General features: G+C 68.7%; 12 protein-coding genes and 1 pseudogene. 11 read left to right on the top strand and 2 right to left on the bottom strand.

Annotation, left to right across the window (positions count from 1 at the left end):
- Positions 1 to 24: 24 nt before the first annotated feature.
- Positions 25 to 1,269, bottom strand: a complete 1,245-nt coding sequence (locus tag ATO4_RS02770; RefSeq protein ID WP_245308533.1) for an ABC transporter substrate-binding protein — start codon at positions 1,267 to 1,269, stop codon at positions 25 to 27.
- A 111-nt stretch (positions 1,270 to 1,380) separates the two neighbouring features.
- Between ATO4_RS02770 and ATO4_RS02775 the strand changes: the two genes are divergently transcribed.
- On the top strand, positions 1,381 to 2,439 hold the full coding sequence (locus ATO4_RS02775) for a LacI family DNA-binding transcriptional regulator (RefSeq protein ID WP_176222837.1): 1,059 nt from the start codon (positions 1,381 to 1,383) through the stop codon (positions 2,437 to 2,439).
- Positions 2,440 to 2,629: 190 nt separating this feature from the next.
- Here ATO4_RS02775 and ATO4_RS02780 read toward each other — a convergent pair whose 3' ends face one another.
- A complete protein-coding gene (locus ATO4_RS02780) occupies positions 2,630 to 3,997 on the bottom strand; it encodes a PLP-dependent aminotransferase family protein (protein ID WP_083589895.1) in 1,368 nt (455 codons plus the stop codon).
- A gap of 275 nt (positions 3,998 to 4,272) precedes the next feature.
- Here ATO4_RS02780 and ATO4_RS02785 point away from each other — a divergent pair, with 275 nt between their 5' ends.
- The 10 genes and pseudogenes from ATO4_RS02785 to ATO4_RS02830 all read left to right on the top strand — a co-directional run bounded on the left by ATO4_RS02785 (position 4,273) and on the right by ATO4_RS02830 (position 14,262).
- Positions 4,273 to 4,755, top strand: a complete 483-nt coding sequence (locus ATO4_RS02785; RefSeq protein ID WP_083589896.1) for an MSMEG_0572/Sll0783 family nitrogen starvation response protein — start codon at positions 4,273 to 4,275, stop codon at positions 4,753 to 4,755.
- Positions 4,756 to 4,860: 105 nt separating this feature from the next.
- A complete protein-coding gene (locus tag ATO4_RS02790; protein ID WP_083589897.1) occupies positions 4,861 to 5,871 on the top strand; it encodes a Nit6803 family nitrilase in 1,011 nt (336 codons plus the stop codon).
- Positions 5,864 to 6,952 (top strand): annotated as a pseudogene (locus ATO4_RS02795) (MSMEG_0568 family radical SAM protein); the annotation flags it as partial. The gene ATO4_RS02790 and the pseudogene ATO4_RS02795, both read left to right, overlap by 8 nt.
- A gap of 116 nt (positions 6,953 to 7,068) precedes the next feature.
- Complete coding sequence (locus ATO4_RS02800) at positions 7,069 to 7,632, top strand: MSMEG_0567/Sll0786 family nitrogen starvation N-acetyltransferase (RefSeq protein ID WP_083589899.1); 564 nt, start codon at positions 7,069 to 7,071, stop codon at positions 7,630 to 7,632.
- 7 nt (positions 7,633 to 7,639) lie between these two features.
- A complete protein-coding gene (locus ATO4_RS02805) occupies positions 7,640 to 8,626 on the top strand; it encodes a sll0787 family AIR synthase-like protein (RefSeq protein ID WP_083589900.1) in 987 nt (328 codons plus the stop codon).
- Complete coding sequence (locus ATO4_RS02810) at positions 8,619 to 8,924, top strand: MSMEG_0570 family nitrogen starvation response protein (RefSeq protein ID WP_083589901.1); 306 nt, start codon at positions 8,619 to 8,621, stop codon at positions 8,922 to 8,924. Before ATO4_RS02805 ends, ATO4_RS02810 begins: the two co-directional genes overlap by 8 nt.
- Positions 8,921 to 10,207 (top strand): MSMEG_0569 family flavin-dependent oxidoreductase, encoded by a 1,287-nt coding sequence (locus ATO4_RS02815; protein WP_083589902.1) that lies wholly within the window; start codon positions 8,921 to 8,923, stop codon positions 10,205 to 10,207. The genes ATO4_RS02810 and ATO4_RS02815 overlap by 4 nt, the downstream gene beginning before the upstream one ends.
- Before the next feature lie 222 nt (positions 10,208 to 10,429).
- On the top strand, positions 10,430 to 11,197 hold the full coding sequence (locus ATO4_RS02820) for a TetR/AcrR family transcriptional regulator (protein ID WP_083589903.1): 768 nt from the start codon (positions 10,430 to 10,432) through the stop codon (positions 11,195 to 11,197).
- Positions 11,194 to 12,477, top strand: a complete 1,284-nt coding sequence (locus ATO4_RS02825) for an alpha/beta hydrolase (RefSeq protein WP_083589904.1) — start codon at positions 11,194 to 11,196, stop codon at positions 12,475 to 12,477. Before ATO4_RS02820 ends, ATO4_RS02825 begins: the two co-directional genes overlap by 4 nt.
- A gap of 117 nt (positions 12,478 to 12,594) precedes the next feature.
- A complete protein-coding gene (locus ATO4_RS02830) occupies positions 12,595 to 14,262 on the top strand; it encodes a thiamine pyrophosphate-binding protein (RefSeq protein ID WP_083589905.1) in 1,668 nt (555 codons plus the stop codon).
- Positions 14,263 to 14,357 lie beyond the last annotated feature (95 nt).

A 14,357-nucleotide genomic window follows, 5' to 3' on the forward strand; every position in this document is an offset into this window, starting at 1 on the left:
ACCCCACATCCTCAGCCCTCGATCTCAGCCCTCGATCTCGAAGGCGTTGACGAAGCCTTCGACCACGTCGTCGGGCTCGGCCGAGGGGTTGTTCCAGAACTGCGTGACGACGTCGTCCACCGAGCCGGCGAGGCTTGCGCTCACCAGGATCTCGAATACCGGCGCCTGCCCCGCTTCGCTCTGGAGCAGCTTCAGCCCTTTCTGCGCGCAGGCGTCGAAGCTCGCCGTGTCGACGTCCTTGCGAACCGGCATCGAGCCCTTGGCGAGGTTGAAGGCGATCTGCGCGTCCTTGGAGATCATCGTCTCGACGAGGAGGTCCTGGGCCGCCTTCTCGGCGGGCTCATCGGTCTTGGGGAAGACGAAGACGTCACCGCCGACCATCAGCATCGTGTCGTCGAGGCCGATGGTGCAGCCATAGTCCTCGCCCGGCTTCTCGCCGGCATTGGTGAACTCGCCCTTCACCCAGTCGCCCATCACCTGAATGGCCGCCTGGTCCCGGAGGAGGAGGGAGGTCGAATCGTTCCAGCTGCGGCCGGGCGAGCCGGCATCGACCATGGCGCGCAGGGCCCCGTAGGTCTCGACGGCCTTGCGGAAGCCCTCCGAGCGCACGGCTTCCTCGTCCTTGTCCCGATAGACCTTCATGTAGAGGTCCTTGCCGCCCTGCTGCAGAAGGATGGCGTTGAACAAAGCGCGCTCCTGCCAGGGCTGGCCGCCGAGGGCGAGGGGCGTGAAGCCGGCGTCCTTGATCTTCTGCAGCGCCGGGATCATCGCCTCCCAGGTCGCGGGCAGCTCGCTCACGCCGGACTTTTCGAGGACGTCCTTGGAATAGAACGTCCAGTTCTGGCCGTGGACGTTGATCGGCAGCGCATAAAGCTCGCCGTCGCGGCTGGCGGCGGCGACCAGCGAGGTCGGCATCGCCTCTTTCCAGCCGCCCTCTTGCGCCAGGTCCTCGATCGGCCGGATCAGCCCTTGCGAGACCAGATCGTCGAACTGGCGGCCGGTGTTGAACTGCGCCGCCGTCGGCGGCTGGCCGCCGACCATGCGATTGATCGTCGCCGCGCGGGAATTCTCGCCGCCGGCCGTGGCGGAATCCACCCATTCGCCGCCGGCCTTCGCATAGGCGTCGGCGAAGGTCTTGATGGCGGCGGATTCCCCGCCGGAGGTCCACCAGTGCATGACCTCCGCCCGCGGCTTCTCCTGAGCGCTCGCGGGCATGGCGGCGAGGCTGAACGCCGCGCCGACGAGCATCGAACGAACCAGTTCCTTCATTGCATTTCCTCCCGAAATCGGACCTTGTGGTCTCTGCGATTACCGTTTCTGTAATCGATTACATCAATGGTAAGACGAAATTTCCTCCATTACAAGCAGATGATTCTGAAAATGAGAGACGGTGGAAAAACCTCCGGGGAGGCGCGGCGCGTGCCGCGGATCGGCGACGTGGCGGCGGCGGCCGGAGTTTCCGTCGCGACCGTCTCGCGGGCGCTCTCGGCGCCCGACAAGCTGAAGTCCGAGACCCGCGACAAGGTGCTCGAGGCGGTCGCCGCCCTCGGCTACACGCCCAATTCCATCGCCCGGCAGCTGCGGGCGGGCCATTCGCGGCTCGTCCTGGTGATCGTCCCGCGGCGGACCAACCCGCCGTTCTTCGCCGAGGTGCTGCATGGCATCGACGTGCGGCTGGCCGAGGCGGGCTACGTGCTGATCACCGGCTACATGGAGGCCGACGACCACGACCTGCGGCTGATCGAGCTGGCATCCTCCGGCCATGTCGCGGGGCTCCTGACGATTTCCGGCGATCTGCCGAAGGTGGCGGGACGCTCGATCCTCGACGCGGGGCTGCCGGCGGTGGCCATCTGCGCCGATCCGAGGGTCGAGGGCCTGCCGGCGGTTCTCCTCGACGACGAGCGGGCGGCGGCGATGCAGGTCGAACACATGATCGAACTCGGCCATCGGCGGCTGTTCTACGTGTCGGGGCCGCCCGGCAACTACAACGAGGTGACGCGCCACCGCGGCGTTCTCGCGGCGCTGCAGAAGGCCGGTCTCGGACCCGATGCTTTGATCGAGCATCCGGGCAACTATGCCTTTTCCGGCGGCATTGCCGGGGCCAACGCCTATCTGGCCCTGCCGGACCGGCCGAGCGGAGTCGTCTGCGGCAACGACGAGACCGCCATCGCCTTCGTCAAGACCGTGCATGCCGCCGGCCTGAGGGTGCCGGACGACGTCTCGGTGATCGGCTTCGACGGCATCGAACTCGCCGACTTCTGCGAGCCGACGCTGTCGACGATCGCCCAGCCGCGCTTCGAACTGGGCGCCGTCGGGGCGCAGCTGCTGATCGACCGTCTCGCCGGCGCCGACGCGGCGGACATGCTGCCGCCGGATGGCCGGATCCTGATGCAGGGCCGGCTGCTGGCGCGCGACAGCACGCGGCCGCTCCGGGAATAGGCGGCGGTCAGACAGGCCGGCGCCAGCGGATCGGCCTCGCCCGCCCCATGATCGTCTCGCTGACCTCCTATCCGCCGCGCTTCGCCGGCCAGGCCATGCCCCTGCACGGCGGCATCCGGTTCTGCGATGCGGTCACGCGGAGCGGGAATGGCTCGAGCGGGACGCTCTGCGACACTGACGTCGTCGCGTCTCAGCCGCCCCAGGCGTGGCTCTGGAGGGCGCTCGCCATGACCATCAGCTCGGCCCGCAGCCTGTCGCGGGTGATCTGGCCGCCGAGGCAGACCCGCACGGCCTCCCCGGGCGGTCCCGTGACGGTGAAGGCATCGGAGGGCATGATGCCGACGTGCCGCCCGGCCATGCGTCCCATCAGGTCGGCGCGGGAAAACCCCGTCGGCAGGCGCAGCCAGATGTTGAACGCATACTGGTTGGTGTCGAAATCGAAGCCGTCGAGCACCTGCGCGGCGATCTCCTGGCGGGCCTCGCTCTCGGCGCGGATGAATCTGCGGATGCCGTCCGCCGTGCCGTCCTCGATCCACTGGGTGGCGAGCGCCATCGAGATCGGCGAGGCCATGCCGCTGATCGCCTTCAGCGCCTGGGTCAGCTGCAACGCATCCTTGCCGCTCGGCGCCACGGTGTAGGCGAGGCGGAGCCCCGAGCCGATGCACTTTGCAAGGCCGCCGATGTGCCAGATCAGCTCCGGGGCGCTGACGGCGAGGGGCGCCGGCGCCTTCTGCGGAATGAAGCCATAGGCGTCGTCCTCGATCGCCGGCAGGCCATGCCGGGTGAGGATCTCGGCGACGGCGAGCCGCCGCTCGGTCGGCATCGTCACCGTCGTCGGGTTCTGCAGCGTCGGATTGAGGTAGAGCGCCCGCGGCGCCTGGACGCGGATCGCCGCCTCGAGGGCGTCGGGCAGGATGCCCTGCCGATCCATCGGCAGCCCGACGAGCTCGAGGTTCAGGAGCCGGGCGATCGCCCGCAGCCCCGGATAGGTGATCTCCTCGCACAGGATCGTGTCGCCGGGCTTGGCGATGATCGAGAGGATCGCGGTGATCGTCGGATGCGCCCCGGGGGTGACGGCGATGCGTTCGAGCTTCGGCACCATGCCGCGCATCGACAGCCAGGACGAGGCGGCGACCTTGTCCTTCTCGCTGCCGGTGGTCGACTGGTAGCGCAGGAGCGGCACGAGATTGGCACCGACATAGGCAAGGCCGGCCTGCATCTTGGCGAGAAGCGCCGGATCGGTGGGCTCCGGCGGCATATTCATGGTCAGGTCCTCGGCCTCGCCGCGCACCGCGTCGGGCCGCCCGCCCGCCGTCTCGGCGGATTCGACGAAGGTGCCCCGCCCGACATGGCTGTCGACGAGGCCGCGCATGCGCGCTTCGGCATAGGCCCGCGACACGGTGGTGAAGTCGATGGACAGCCGCTTGGCGAGGCGCCGCTGGGGCGGCAGCCGCTCGCCGGGTTTCAGCCGGCCGGCGCGCATGTCCGCCGCGATCGCATCGGCGATCTCCAGATAGAGCGGCTTGCCGCTGTTCGGCAGCTCGGGAACCCAGTTCATCGGCAGGCATCCTGGTGTGGCGGCCTCGTGAGAACCGCGCGACGGTGTTCGCAAGATTGTATGGACATTGTGGCGATCCAAGGCAAGCGATGACGGGCTCTCCGCTGCATCGTTTTGCGGCAAAAGCCGCTCAAAATGACGCCATATGATGGATAATCCGCCAGAATGACGATGCAACAGCGAAATAATTGTATGGAGAATAGAATGGAGATTGACCGGAGATTTTGATCGGCCCCACTCTCGGATCGGGTTCACGCTTCGAAGAGGAGAGCACGATGCCGGCAGTCACCCAGGAAGCTCACAAGGACGGCGACTATTTCGTCGACTACGAAGAAAAGGTCTTCGAGGACGTCAAGGCGGCGCCCGGCGAGAAGGCCCTCGTCACCTTCCACACGGTCGCCTTCGAGGGCTCGATCGGCCTCGTCAACATCCTCAACGCCATCCGCCTCAACCGCAAGGGCTACGAGACCTCGATCCTGCTCTACGGACCGGGCGTGACGCTCGGCATCCAGCGCGGCTTTCCCAAGCTCGGCGACGAGGCGTTTCCCGGCCACCAGAACTTCGCGGTGAATCTCAACAAGTTCATGGGCGAGGGCGGCAAGGTCTATGCCTGCCGCTTCGCGCTGCAGGCGCTCTATGGCCATGGCGAGCCGTCGCTGCTGCCGGGGATCACGCCGATCGCGCCCCAGGACGTGCTCGACTGCATCCTCCTCCACAAGAAGGCCAACGCCGTCATCCTCGACACCTGGACGGTCTGACCGGGCCCGTTCCGTCGATGACAGAGGGGCGCCGGATCTCCGGCGCCTCACCCCGAACGCAGATCTTGCCCCGAACGCAGATCCTGCGAAGAACCGGAGACGAGGATGCGAACCGATACCGTGCGGGCCGCCGCCGTGCAGATCGCGCCGGACCTGTCCGGCCGCGCCGGGACGATGCAGCGGGTGCTGAACGCCATCACAGACGCGGCGGACAAGGGCGCCGAGCTGATCGTCTTTCCCGAGACCTTCGTCCCCTACTACCCCTATTTCTCCTTCGTCCTGCCGCCGGTGAGCCAGGGCGCCCCCCACCTGAAGCTGTACGAGGAAGCCGTCGTCGTTCCCTCGCCGGAAACCGACGCCGTGGCGGATGCCGCGCGGCGGCGGGGGATGGTGATCGTCCTCGGCGTCAACGAGCGCGACCACGGCTCGCTCTACAACACCCAGCTCATTTTCGACGCCGACGGAACCCTCGTCCTGAAACGCCGGAAGATCACGCCGACCTATCACGAGCGGATGGTCTGGGGGCAGGGCGACGGCTCCGGGCTGAAGGTCGTGGACACCGCCGTCGGCCGCATCGGCGCGCTGGCCTGCTGGGAGCACTACAACCCGCTCGCCCGCTACGCGCTGATGACCCAGCACGAGGAGATCCACGCGAGCCATTTTCCGGGCAGCCTCGTCGGGCCGGTGTTCGGCGAGCAGATCGAGGTGACGATGCGCCACCATGCGCTCGAATCCGGCTGCTTCGTCGTCAACGCCACGGGCTGGCTGAGCGAGGACCAGATCGCCGAGATCCATCCCGACCCCAAGCTCCAGAAGGGGCTGCGCGACGGCTGCATGACCTGCATCGTCTCGCCGGAGGGCCGCCACCTCGTGCCGCCGCTGACGGAGGGCGAGGGCATCCTGGTCGCCGATCTCGACATGCGGCTGATCACCAAGCGCAAGCGGATGATGGACTCGGTCGGCCACTATGCCCGGCCGGAGCTCCTGTCGCTCGTCCACGACGTGCAGCCGGCAATGCCGCGGCATGTAATCGGCGACCCCGCCCTGCCGATGCCGACCGCGCCGATGTCCGGGCCGGCCGGCCCGATTCCCGCCGAGGAGGCCGACCATGTCTGACGCCGAACTCATCAACGACCTGCAGACCCGCGGCATGCGGCTGGTCGATCCGCGCGCCGGCAACGACAGCCGCCGCGGCGGTGCGGGGCCGTCCGACCACAAGGCGGTGACGATCGGGACGACCACGGTGATGGTGCCGGTCCACACCGCGCCGGCCTTCGACAGCCCCTATCTGGTCGACGCGCCGGATGCCGCGGGCCTGTCGCGGGTGACGCGGGACCGCGTCGAGGTCGCCAAGGTGCGCTTTCCCTCGCGGCCGCGCTTCTACGATCTCACCACTGCCGACGGCATTCCCTACAACAAGATCGCCGTCCTGCATTCCCGCGACGTCCTGGCGACGACGGTTCTGCAGACCTGCATCCGCTACGAGAGCCGCAAGAAGACCTGCCAGTTCTGCTCCATCGGCCAGTCGCTCGCCGCCGGGCGCACCATCGCCCACAAGACCCCGGCGCAGCTCGCCGAGGTGGCCAGGGCGGCGGTGGAGCTCGACGGCGTCAGGCACATGGTGATGACGACGGGCACGCCGCCGGGCAAGGATCGCGGCGCGGCGGTTCTGGCGGAGAGCGCCCGCGCCGTGAAGGCGGCGGTCGACCTGCCGATCCAGGCGCAATGCGAGCCGCCGGAGGACGATGACTGGCACCAGAGGATGCGCGAGGCCGGCGTCGACGCCCTCGGCATGCATCTCGAGGCGGTGACGCCTGAGGTGCGCCAGGCGATCATGCCGGGCAAGGCGTCGGTGCCGCTGGAGAAGTATTTCTCCAGCTTCGAGGCGGCGGTGAAGGTCTTCGGCAGGGGCCAGGTCTCGACCTACATCCTCGCCGGCCTCGGCGACACGGCCGAGGCGATCCTCGCCATCTCCGAGAAGCTCTGCGCCATCGGCGTCTATCCCTTCGTCGTGCCCTTCGTGCCGATCTCCGGCACGCCGCTGGAGAGTCACGCCGCCCCGAGCGCCGACTTCATGGCGAGCGTGCTTGCGCCGCTCGCCGGGATGATCCGGAACGCCGGCATGTCGTCGGGCGAGATCAAGGCCGGCTGCGGCCGCTGCGGCGCCTGCTCGGCGCTTTCCACCTACGAAAAGCTCGCCCCGGGCACCAGGTTGGCGTCGGCCGGAACACTCGCTGCGGCCGGGAGACCGGTTCCCCGCGAAGCACCGGCCGTGGCCGCCATCCTGGCGGCGCCCGAGCAACGGAGGGCCTGATGAACGCGATCGATCATTCCGTCTTCCACTCGCCCGGCTATTTCATCCGCGCGGCGACGGCGGCGTGGGAAAAGGCGGGAGCCGCCACGCTGCGCCACCGGGTGTTCGTCGAGGAGCAGAAGCTCTTTCCCGTCCATGATCGCGACGGCATCGACGGCGACTGCACGTCGCTGGTGGCGCTCTCCACCTATGCCCACGAGGCCGACGAGGTGGTCGGCACGGTGCGCATCCACGAGGAACGGCCGGGCCTGTGGTGGGGCTCGCGCCTCGCCGTCGACAGCCGCTTCCGCCATGTCGGCCGGCTCGGCCGGGAGCTGATCCGGCTGGCCGTCTCCACCGCCAACGGCCGGGGCTGCCACACCTTCCTCGCCCATGTGCAGGCGCAGAACGTCGAGATGTTCCGGCATCTCTCCTGGGATGTGGAGGACGAAGTCGTCCTCCACGGCATGGTCCACGCCCGCATGCGCGCCGACCTTGCCGCCTATCCGCCCATCGCCGATCCGCAGGCCGGTTTCCTCGCTTTGGCGAAGCGCACCGCGCCCCCGCCGGCGATCGCCTGGTGACACGGCGATGAGCATCGATTGCCAAGAGCTCGCCGAACGCCTTCGCCAGCACCCGTCGATCCTCGGAAAGCTCGCCATCGGCCATCTCGCCGGCGCGCTCGGCCTCGATCCGAACGGCATCGGCCGGCCGGGCGACGACGCGGCGATCCTCGACAATGCCGCGGGCGGGTTCGACCTCCTGGCCGGCGAGGGCTTCATTCCGGCCTTCGTCGCCGACGACCCCTGGTTTGCCGGCTGGTGCGGCGTGATGGTCAATCTCTCCGACATCGCCGCGATGGGCGGATGGGCCGTCGCCCTCGTCGATCAGGTCTGGGCGCCGTCGCCCGAGGCCGCCGCGCCGCTGCTCGCGGGGCTGCGGGCCGCGTCGCAGGCCTATGGCGTGCCGATCGTCGGCGGCCACACGAATTTCGGCGCCAGCGAACTCGGCCTCGCCGTCACGGTCCTCGGCCGGTCGAGGGGGCTGGTGACGAGCTTCGACGCCAAGCCCGGCGACACCCTCGTCATCGTCGTCGACATGCACGGCGCGTATCGCCCGAGCTTCGACAATTTCTGCGCCGCCCTCGACAAGCCGCACGAGCGCCTGCGCGGCGACCTCGCCCTCGTCTCCGACCTCGCCGAGCGCCGCATCTTCAAGGCGGGCAAGGACATCAGCCAGGGCGGCATCGCCGGGACCGCGCTGATGCTGGCCGAGGCTTCCGGCGTCGGCATCGATCTCGATCTCGACCGGATCTTCACGCCGGAGGGCGTCCCGCTGGAACGCTGGCTGCGCACCTTCCCGAGCTTCGGGTTCCTCGCCACCATGCCGGAAAGGAAGGTCGAGCGGTTCGCCGAGGCCTTCTGGGAGCGGGGCATCTATGCCGGCCCGATCGGCGAGGTGACCAGGTCGACGCAGGTGACGTTCCACTCGCAGGGTCATTCCGCGCCGTTCTGGGACTGGCGCGCAAGGCCGTATCTTCGTCCCGCTCCCGCATCTTCGGAGGGCTCTGATGCCTGAGGTCCATTTCACCATCCGCTGGCCGGACGGCGCGGAGCAGCGTTGCTATTCGCCCTCGACCGCCATCACGCGCTATGTTGCTGCCGGCGAGACCTATCCGCTCGCCGACTTCCTCGCCCGGGCACGGGACGGCCTCAACGCCGCCTCGGACCGGGTCGCCGCGAAATACGGCTTTGCCTGCACCTCCGCCATGGCCGAACTCGCCGACATCGAGGCGAGGGCAAAGCCCTTTCTCGAAAGCCCGGAGGCGAGCGTCGCCTGCCTGTCGGTCGAGGATCGCGGGAGGATGCAGCGATGACCCGCCACACCAGCACGGCCACCCATGCCCATGCCCCCGGCCATGTTCCGGTGGCGATCGTCGGCGGCGGCCAGGCCGGCCTGTCGGTCAGCCGGCACCTTATCACGCGCGGCATCGAGCACGTCGTCTTCGAGCGCCATCGCCGGTTCCATTCCTGGCGGGTCAACCGCTGGGACACGTTCTGCCTCGTCACGCCGAACTGGCAGTGCCTCCTGCCGGGCTTTCCCTATGACGGCGACGATCCCGACGGCTTCATGGTGAAGGACGAGATCGTCGACTATCTCGACCGCTTCGCCGCGAGCTTCAAGCCGCCGCTGCGCGAGGGCGTTGCCGTCACCCGCATCGCCCGGCGCGGCGGCGGCTATGTCGTCGAGACGTCGGCAGGCGTCTGGACGGCCGACCAGGTGGTGATCGCCTCGGGCGGCTACGACACGCCCATCGTTCCGCCCTATGCGGAGGCGCTCGACCCGGCGATCGTCCAGATCCACTCGCGGGACTATCGCCGGCCCTCGCAACTGCCGGACGGCGCCACGCTCGTCGTCGGCACCGGCCAGTCGGGCGTCCAGATCATGGAGGATCTGGTGCGCGCCGGGCGCAAGGTGCATCTGGCGGTCGGCCCGGCGCCGAGGAGCCCGCGGAAATATCGCGGCCGCGACGCCACCGACTGGCTCTACGACGCCGGCCACTATGCGATGACCATCCGCGACCATCCGGATCCGGTGAAGGCGGTCAGCCAGACCAACCACTACATGTCCGGGCGGGACGGCGGCCACGAGATCGACCTGCGCCGCTTCGCGCTCGAGGACGGCGTGTCGCTCTACGGCTCGGTCGACGGCATCGAGGGCACGCGGATTAGCTTCCAGCCGGACCTCGAGAAGAACCTCGACGACGCCGACCGCAGCTATGTCGGCATCCGTGAGGCCATCGACGCCCACATCGCCCGCAATGGCATCGACGCGCCGCAAGAGCCGCCCTTCGAGAAGGTCTGGCGGCCGGACCGCGAGATCACCGAGATCGACGCCGCGGCCGAGGGGATCACCTCGGTGGTCTGGTCGATCGGCTTCCGGCCGGATTATTCGTGGATCGAGGTCCCGGTCTTCGACGCCCGCGGCAAGCCGGTCTTCGATCGCGGCGTCACGGCCGTTCCGGGTTTCTACTTCGTCGGTCTCGGCTGGCTGAACACATGGGGCTCCGGTCGTTTTCTCGCCATCGACGAGGACAGCGCCCATCTCGCCGCGGCGATCGCCACGGTTGAGGCGGGACGGGTTCTCGAGCGGGCGTGAGGCGCTGGGCCCATGGCGGCGTCCGCCGCCGGCCACCGCGGCCTCCAGTCGTCGCCGTTCCGGCGCAGCCTGGCGTCGCGCCGGCCTTCCTTCGGGTGGATGGCGAAAATGCAACGGTCGCCGTCCATTCGTCACCGGCCCGGCAATCCGGCCCTGCCAAACTGAACGACATCGTCTAGTTCCCTTCGGGAGGGGCGCCGCATCGCCTCGCTCGGAAGGACGATGACGTTGCAGAAACAGGTTGTTGCGCAAACGGATGCCGGGCGTCCGGGACATGTGAAGGGCGGCCGGCCGACCCGGGAAGAGGGGCTGCGCCGCCAGCGCAACATCATGGAGGCCGCGACGCGGCTGTTCCTCGCCAAGGGCTTCGACGGAACCTCGCTGGAGGCGGTGGCGGAGGAGGCCGGCGTCAGCAAGGCGACGGTCTATGCCCGCTTCACCGACAAGCGCCGGCTCTTCGCCGAAGTCCTGCGCGAGCGGATCGCCCATTGGCTGGAGCCTCTGTCGCGGGCGGCGGAGGACCAGTCCGGTGGACTGGGATGCTGCAAGGATCTGCCGGGCAAGCTGCACGCCCTGAGCCGCTACATGGTGGAGGTGCTGCGCAAGCCGGAGACGATTTCGCTCCAGCGCGGGGTGATGGCGAGCGCCACGGAATTTCCCGAGATCGCGGCACTGGCCGACGAGGAGGGCCGGCAGCGGTCGATGCGGGCGGTGGCGATGCTGCTCGACCACCACGCGCGCCTCGGCGAGATCGCCGTGCCGGACGCCTCGCTCTCGGCGGACCTGTTCCTCAGCCTCGTCACCGCCCCCTATGTCTCGATGCCGCAGCGTCTCGTCGATTGCGAGGCCGCTACCGAGCGGCGGCGACAGGCGGCCGTGGAGCTGTTCCTTCGCGGCGTCGGCTACCGCGGGCCTGCTTCCGAGGGCGCCTCTGAGAGCGATTTCAAAGCCATGCCCGATGCCGCGGGCAGACCTTTGCGGCGGTCATGAACCCGGCCGCCTCGCCGACGCCCGTGCGCGGTCTCGCGGGCCTCGCCCTGTCGAGGCCGCTGGCGCTCGTCACGCTCGCCCTGTCGCTGTCCCTTTCCGGCTGTGCCGGCGTGCCGAGCACCACGCTCGAGCCGGTCAAGGAGCGCGTCGCCGGAACCCATCTCGTCGACATGCTGGTGGCGACGACGCGGGCGCCCTCGAGCGTGCCGGGCGAAGTCTTCGACGGTCGCCGCGGCGGCGAGATATCATTCGACAACATCGTCGTGTCCGTCCCGCCGGACAGCGTCCGCAAGCCGGGCGAGGTGATCTACCCGCCAGAGAATCCCGGTGATCCGGCCAGGCAGTTCGTGGCGCACAAGATCGAGCCACTCGGCCTGAAGGGTGCGATCGCCTGGTACGACCGCGTCGCCGGCCCGAAGAAGCGGGTGCTGATCTTCGTTCACGGCTTCAACAGCACCTATGAGGACGCCGTGCTGCGCTTCGCGCAGATCAGTACCGACCTGCCGATCGATGCCGCGCCGGTCCTCTTCACCTGGCCGTCGGGCGGCTCGGTCTTCGACTATCTCTACGATCGCGACAGTGCCAACTATTCCCGCGACGCGCTGGAAGCGATGATCCAGCAGATCACCGACAGTCCGGATGTCGAGGAGGTCACCCTGCTCGCTCATTCCATGGGCGGCTGGCTGGCGATGGAGGCTGTGCGCCAGCTGGCCATCCGCAATGGCGGGCGCGTGCCGAAGAAGCTTTCCGACATCATCCTGGCCTCGCCGGACATCGACGTCGACGTCTTCGTCACCCAGCTGAACCAGATCGGCGAGGCGTCCCGGCGGATCACCATCTTCACCGCCGTCGACGACGTGGCGCTCGACGTCTCCCGGCGGATCGCGGGAAGCGACCAGCGGCTCGGCTCGATCGACATCACCCGACCCTTCGTGCGCAAGGCCCTGTTACAGCGGGGCATCACTGCCATCGATCTCAGCACGGCGAAAAGCTCCGACGGACTCAATCACATCAACTTCGCCGACAGCCCGGAGATGGTGACGGCGATCGGCGAGCGGCTCGCCGCCGGCGACGACATCTCCGGACCGCATCCGGGCCTTGCCGAAACCATCGGCGCCACGGCGCTGGGGGCTGCAAAGGGGGTCGGCTCGGCGATCGGGGCCGGTGTGACCGCGCCGGTGGCCGTCGTCGATCCCGAGGCGCGGCGCCGGCTGCGTCGGCAGTTTTCCCGGAGCGGCCAGGCCCTCGCCGGATCGTTCATGACGGCGACCGGGCGCTGAACCCGGCGGCAGGAAAGCCGACGGGAAGACGTCTTGCGCGAAGGATGCCAATGTCCGCGTGAAGCGAATCGGCGGGAGGCGCCGATGCTGCGGCCGGCCGGGAAGGATGTTGGTACGATGCGCAACGGTGGACAACTCCTCGTCGAATGCCTGATGGCGCTCGGCGCCACGAAGAGCTTCGGCGTGCCCGGCGAGAGTTATCTGGCGGTGCTCGATGCGCTGCACGACACGCAGGGGCGGCTCGACTACATCCTCTGCCGACAGGAGGGCGGGGCCGCCTTCATGGCGGCGGCCTACGGCAAACTGACGGGACTGCCCGGCATCGCCTTCGTCACCCGGGGGCCCGGCGCGACCAATGCCTCGATCGGCGTCCACACGGCGATGCAGGATTCGGCGCCGATGCTGCTCTTCGTCGGCCAGGTCGGCACCGACATGAAGGGCCGCGAAGCCTTTCAGGAGCTGGATTACAGGGCCGTCTTCGGCACCATGGCGAAATGGGCCGTCGAGATCGACCGTGTCGAGCGCATCCCCGAGATCGTCGCGCGGGCCTGGACCCTCGCCGTCACCGGGCGGCCGGGCCCGGTGGTGATCGCGCTGCCCGAGGACATGCTGACCAGCCTCACCGACGCCGCGCCGCTGTCCGGCCCGGCCGAGATCTTCGAGCCGGCGCCCTCAGCCTCGGCCATGCGGCGCCTGCGGGAGATGCTCGCCGGGGCCGAGCGCCCGCTGATCCTTTATGGCGGCTGCAACTGGCGGGCCGGGGCGATGGCGGCGATCCAGCGTTTCGCGGAAGCCTCCGACATCCCGGTGGTCTCGGTGTTCCGCTACCAGGACCAGTACGACAATTTCTCGCCCACCTTCTGCGGCGAGGCCGGCGTCGGCATGACGCCTTCGGTCAGGACGCTGCTCGCCGACGCCGACGTCATTCTCGCCGTCAACAACCGGTTCGGCGAGAACTCGACGGCCGGCTACACCCTCTTCGACGTGCCTCAGCCCAGGCAGGCCATCATCCACGTCCACGGCTCGGACATCGAAATCGGCAAGGTCTATCGCCCGGCGCTCGGCATTCATGCGGGGCCGAACGCTTTCGCCGAGGCGCTCGGCGGCCTGGAGCCCGTCGAGGGCGGCTGGGCGCAGTGGCGCCATCGCGGACGCGCCGCCTATGACGCGGGCTTCGACCTTCCCGATCTTCCCTCTCCGGTCGACATGGGCAAGGTGACCGCGCATCTGCGCGAGGTGTTGCCCGACGACGTCATCCTGACGAATGGCGCCGGCAACTTCACCGTCTGGCCGAACAAGTTCTTCCGATACGGGCCGAAGGCGACGCTGCTCGCGCCCCAGTCCGGCGCCATGGGCTACGGCGTGCCGGCGGCGATTGCCGCCAAGGTCGCCCATCCCGGCCGCTGCGTCGTCTGCTTTGCCGGCGATGGCGACTTCCAGATGACCTCCCAGGAACTCGCGACCGCCAGCCAGGCCGGTGCGCAGCCGATCATCCTCGTCCTCAACAACGGCATCTACGGCACGATCCGGGCCCATCAGGAGCGCCACTATCCGGAGCGCGTCTCCGGCACGGACATGGTGAGCCCCGACTTTTCGATGCTGGCGAGGGCCTATGGCTTTCACGGCGAGCGGGTCGAGAAGACGCAGGACTTCGCCGCCGCCTTCGAGCGGGCCATGGCGTCGAAGACCGGAGCGGTGCTCGATCTGGTGATCTCGCCGGAAGCGCTCACCCCGCGCCAGACCCTCAGCCAGATGCGCGACGCGGCGCTCGCCGCGAAGGTGTAGGTGGTGGCCGGCCTTGCCGGCCGCCCGTTGCGAACGGGATTCCCAGGCAGATCTGGCACATGGTGGGTCAATTACCACGGGGTGCCCTCCCTCGA

Source organism: Aurantimonas sp. 22II-16-19i, from assembly GCF_002088275.1.
Lineage (GTDB): Bacteria > Pseudomonadota > Alphaproteobacteria > Rhizobiales > Rhizobiaceae > Jiella.

Coding starts and splice junctions, on each gene's coding strand:
- ATO4_RS02770 (WP_245308533.1), bottom strand. CDS start 1,269: ATGAAGGAACTGGTTCGTTCGATGCTCGTCGGCGCGGCGTTCAGCCTC.
- ATO4_RS02775 (WP_176222837.1), top strand. CDS start 1,381: ATGAGAGACGGTGGAAAAACCTCCGGGGAGGCGCGGCGCGTGCCGCGG.
- ATO4_RS02780 (WP_083589895.1), bottom strand. CDS start 3,997: ATGAACTGGGTTCCCGAGCTGCCGAACAGCGGCAAGCCGCTCTATCTG.
- ATO4_RS02785 (WP_083589896.1), top strand. CDS start 4,273: ATGCCGGCAGTCACCCAGGAAGCTCACAAGGACGGCGACTATTTCGTC.
- ATO4_RS02790 (WP_083589897.1), top strand. CDS start 4,861: ATGCGAACCGATACCGTGCGGGCCGCCGCCGTGCAGATCGCGCCGGAC.
- ATO4_RS02800 (WP_083589899.1), top strand. CDS start 7,069: ATGAACGCGATCGATCATTCCGTCTTCCACTCGCCCGGCTATTTCATC.
- ATO4_RS02805 (WP_083589900.1), top strand. CDS start 7,640: ATGAGCATCGATTGCCAAGAGCTCGCCGAACGCCTTCGCCAGCACCCG.
- ATO4_RS02810 (WP_083589901.1), top strand. CDS start 8,619: ATGCCTGAGGTCCATTTCACCATCCGCTGGCCGGACGGCGCGGAGCAG.
- ATO4_RS02815 (WP_083589902.1), top strand. CDS start 8,921: ATGACCCGCCACACCAGCACGGCCACCCATGCCCATGCCCCCGGCCAT.
- ATO4_RS02820 (WP_083589903.1), top strand. CDS start 10,430: ATGACGTTGCAGAAACAGGTTGTTGCGCAAACGGATGCCGGGCGTCCG.
- ATO4_RS02825 (WP_083589904.1), top strand. CDS start 11,194: ATGAACCCGGCCGCCTCGCCGACGCCCGTGCGCGGTCTCGCGGGCCTC.
- ATO4_RS02830 (WP_083589905.1), top strand. CDS start 12,595: ATGCGCAACGGTGGACAACTCCTCGTCGAATGCCTGATGGCGCTCGGC.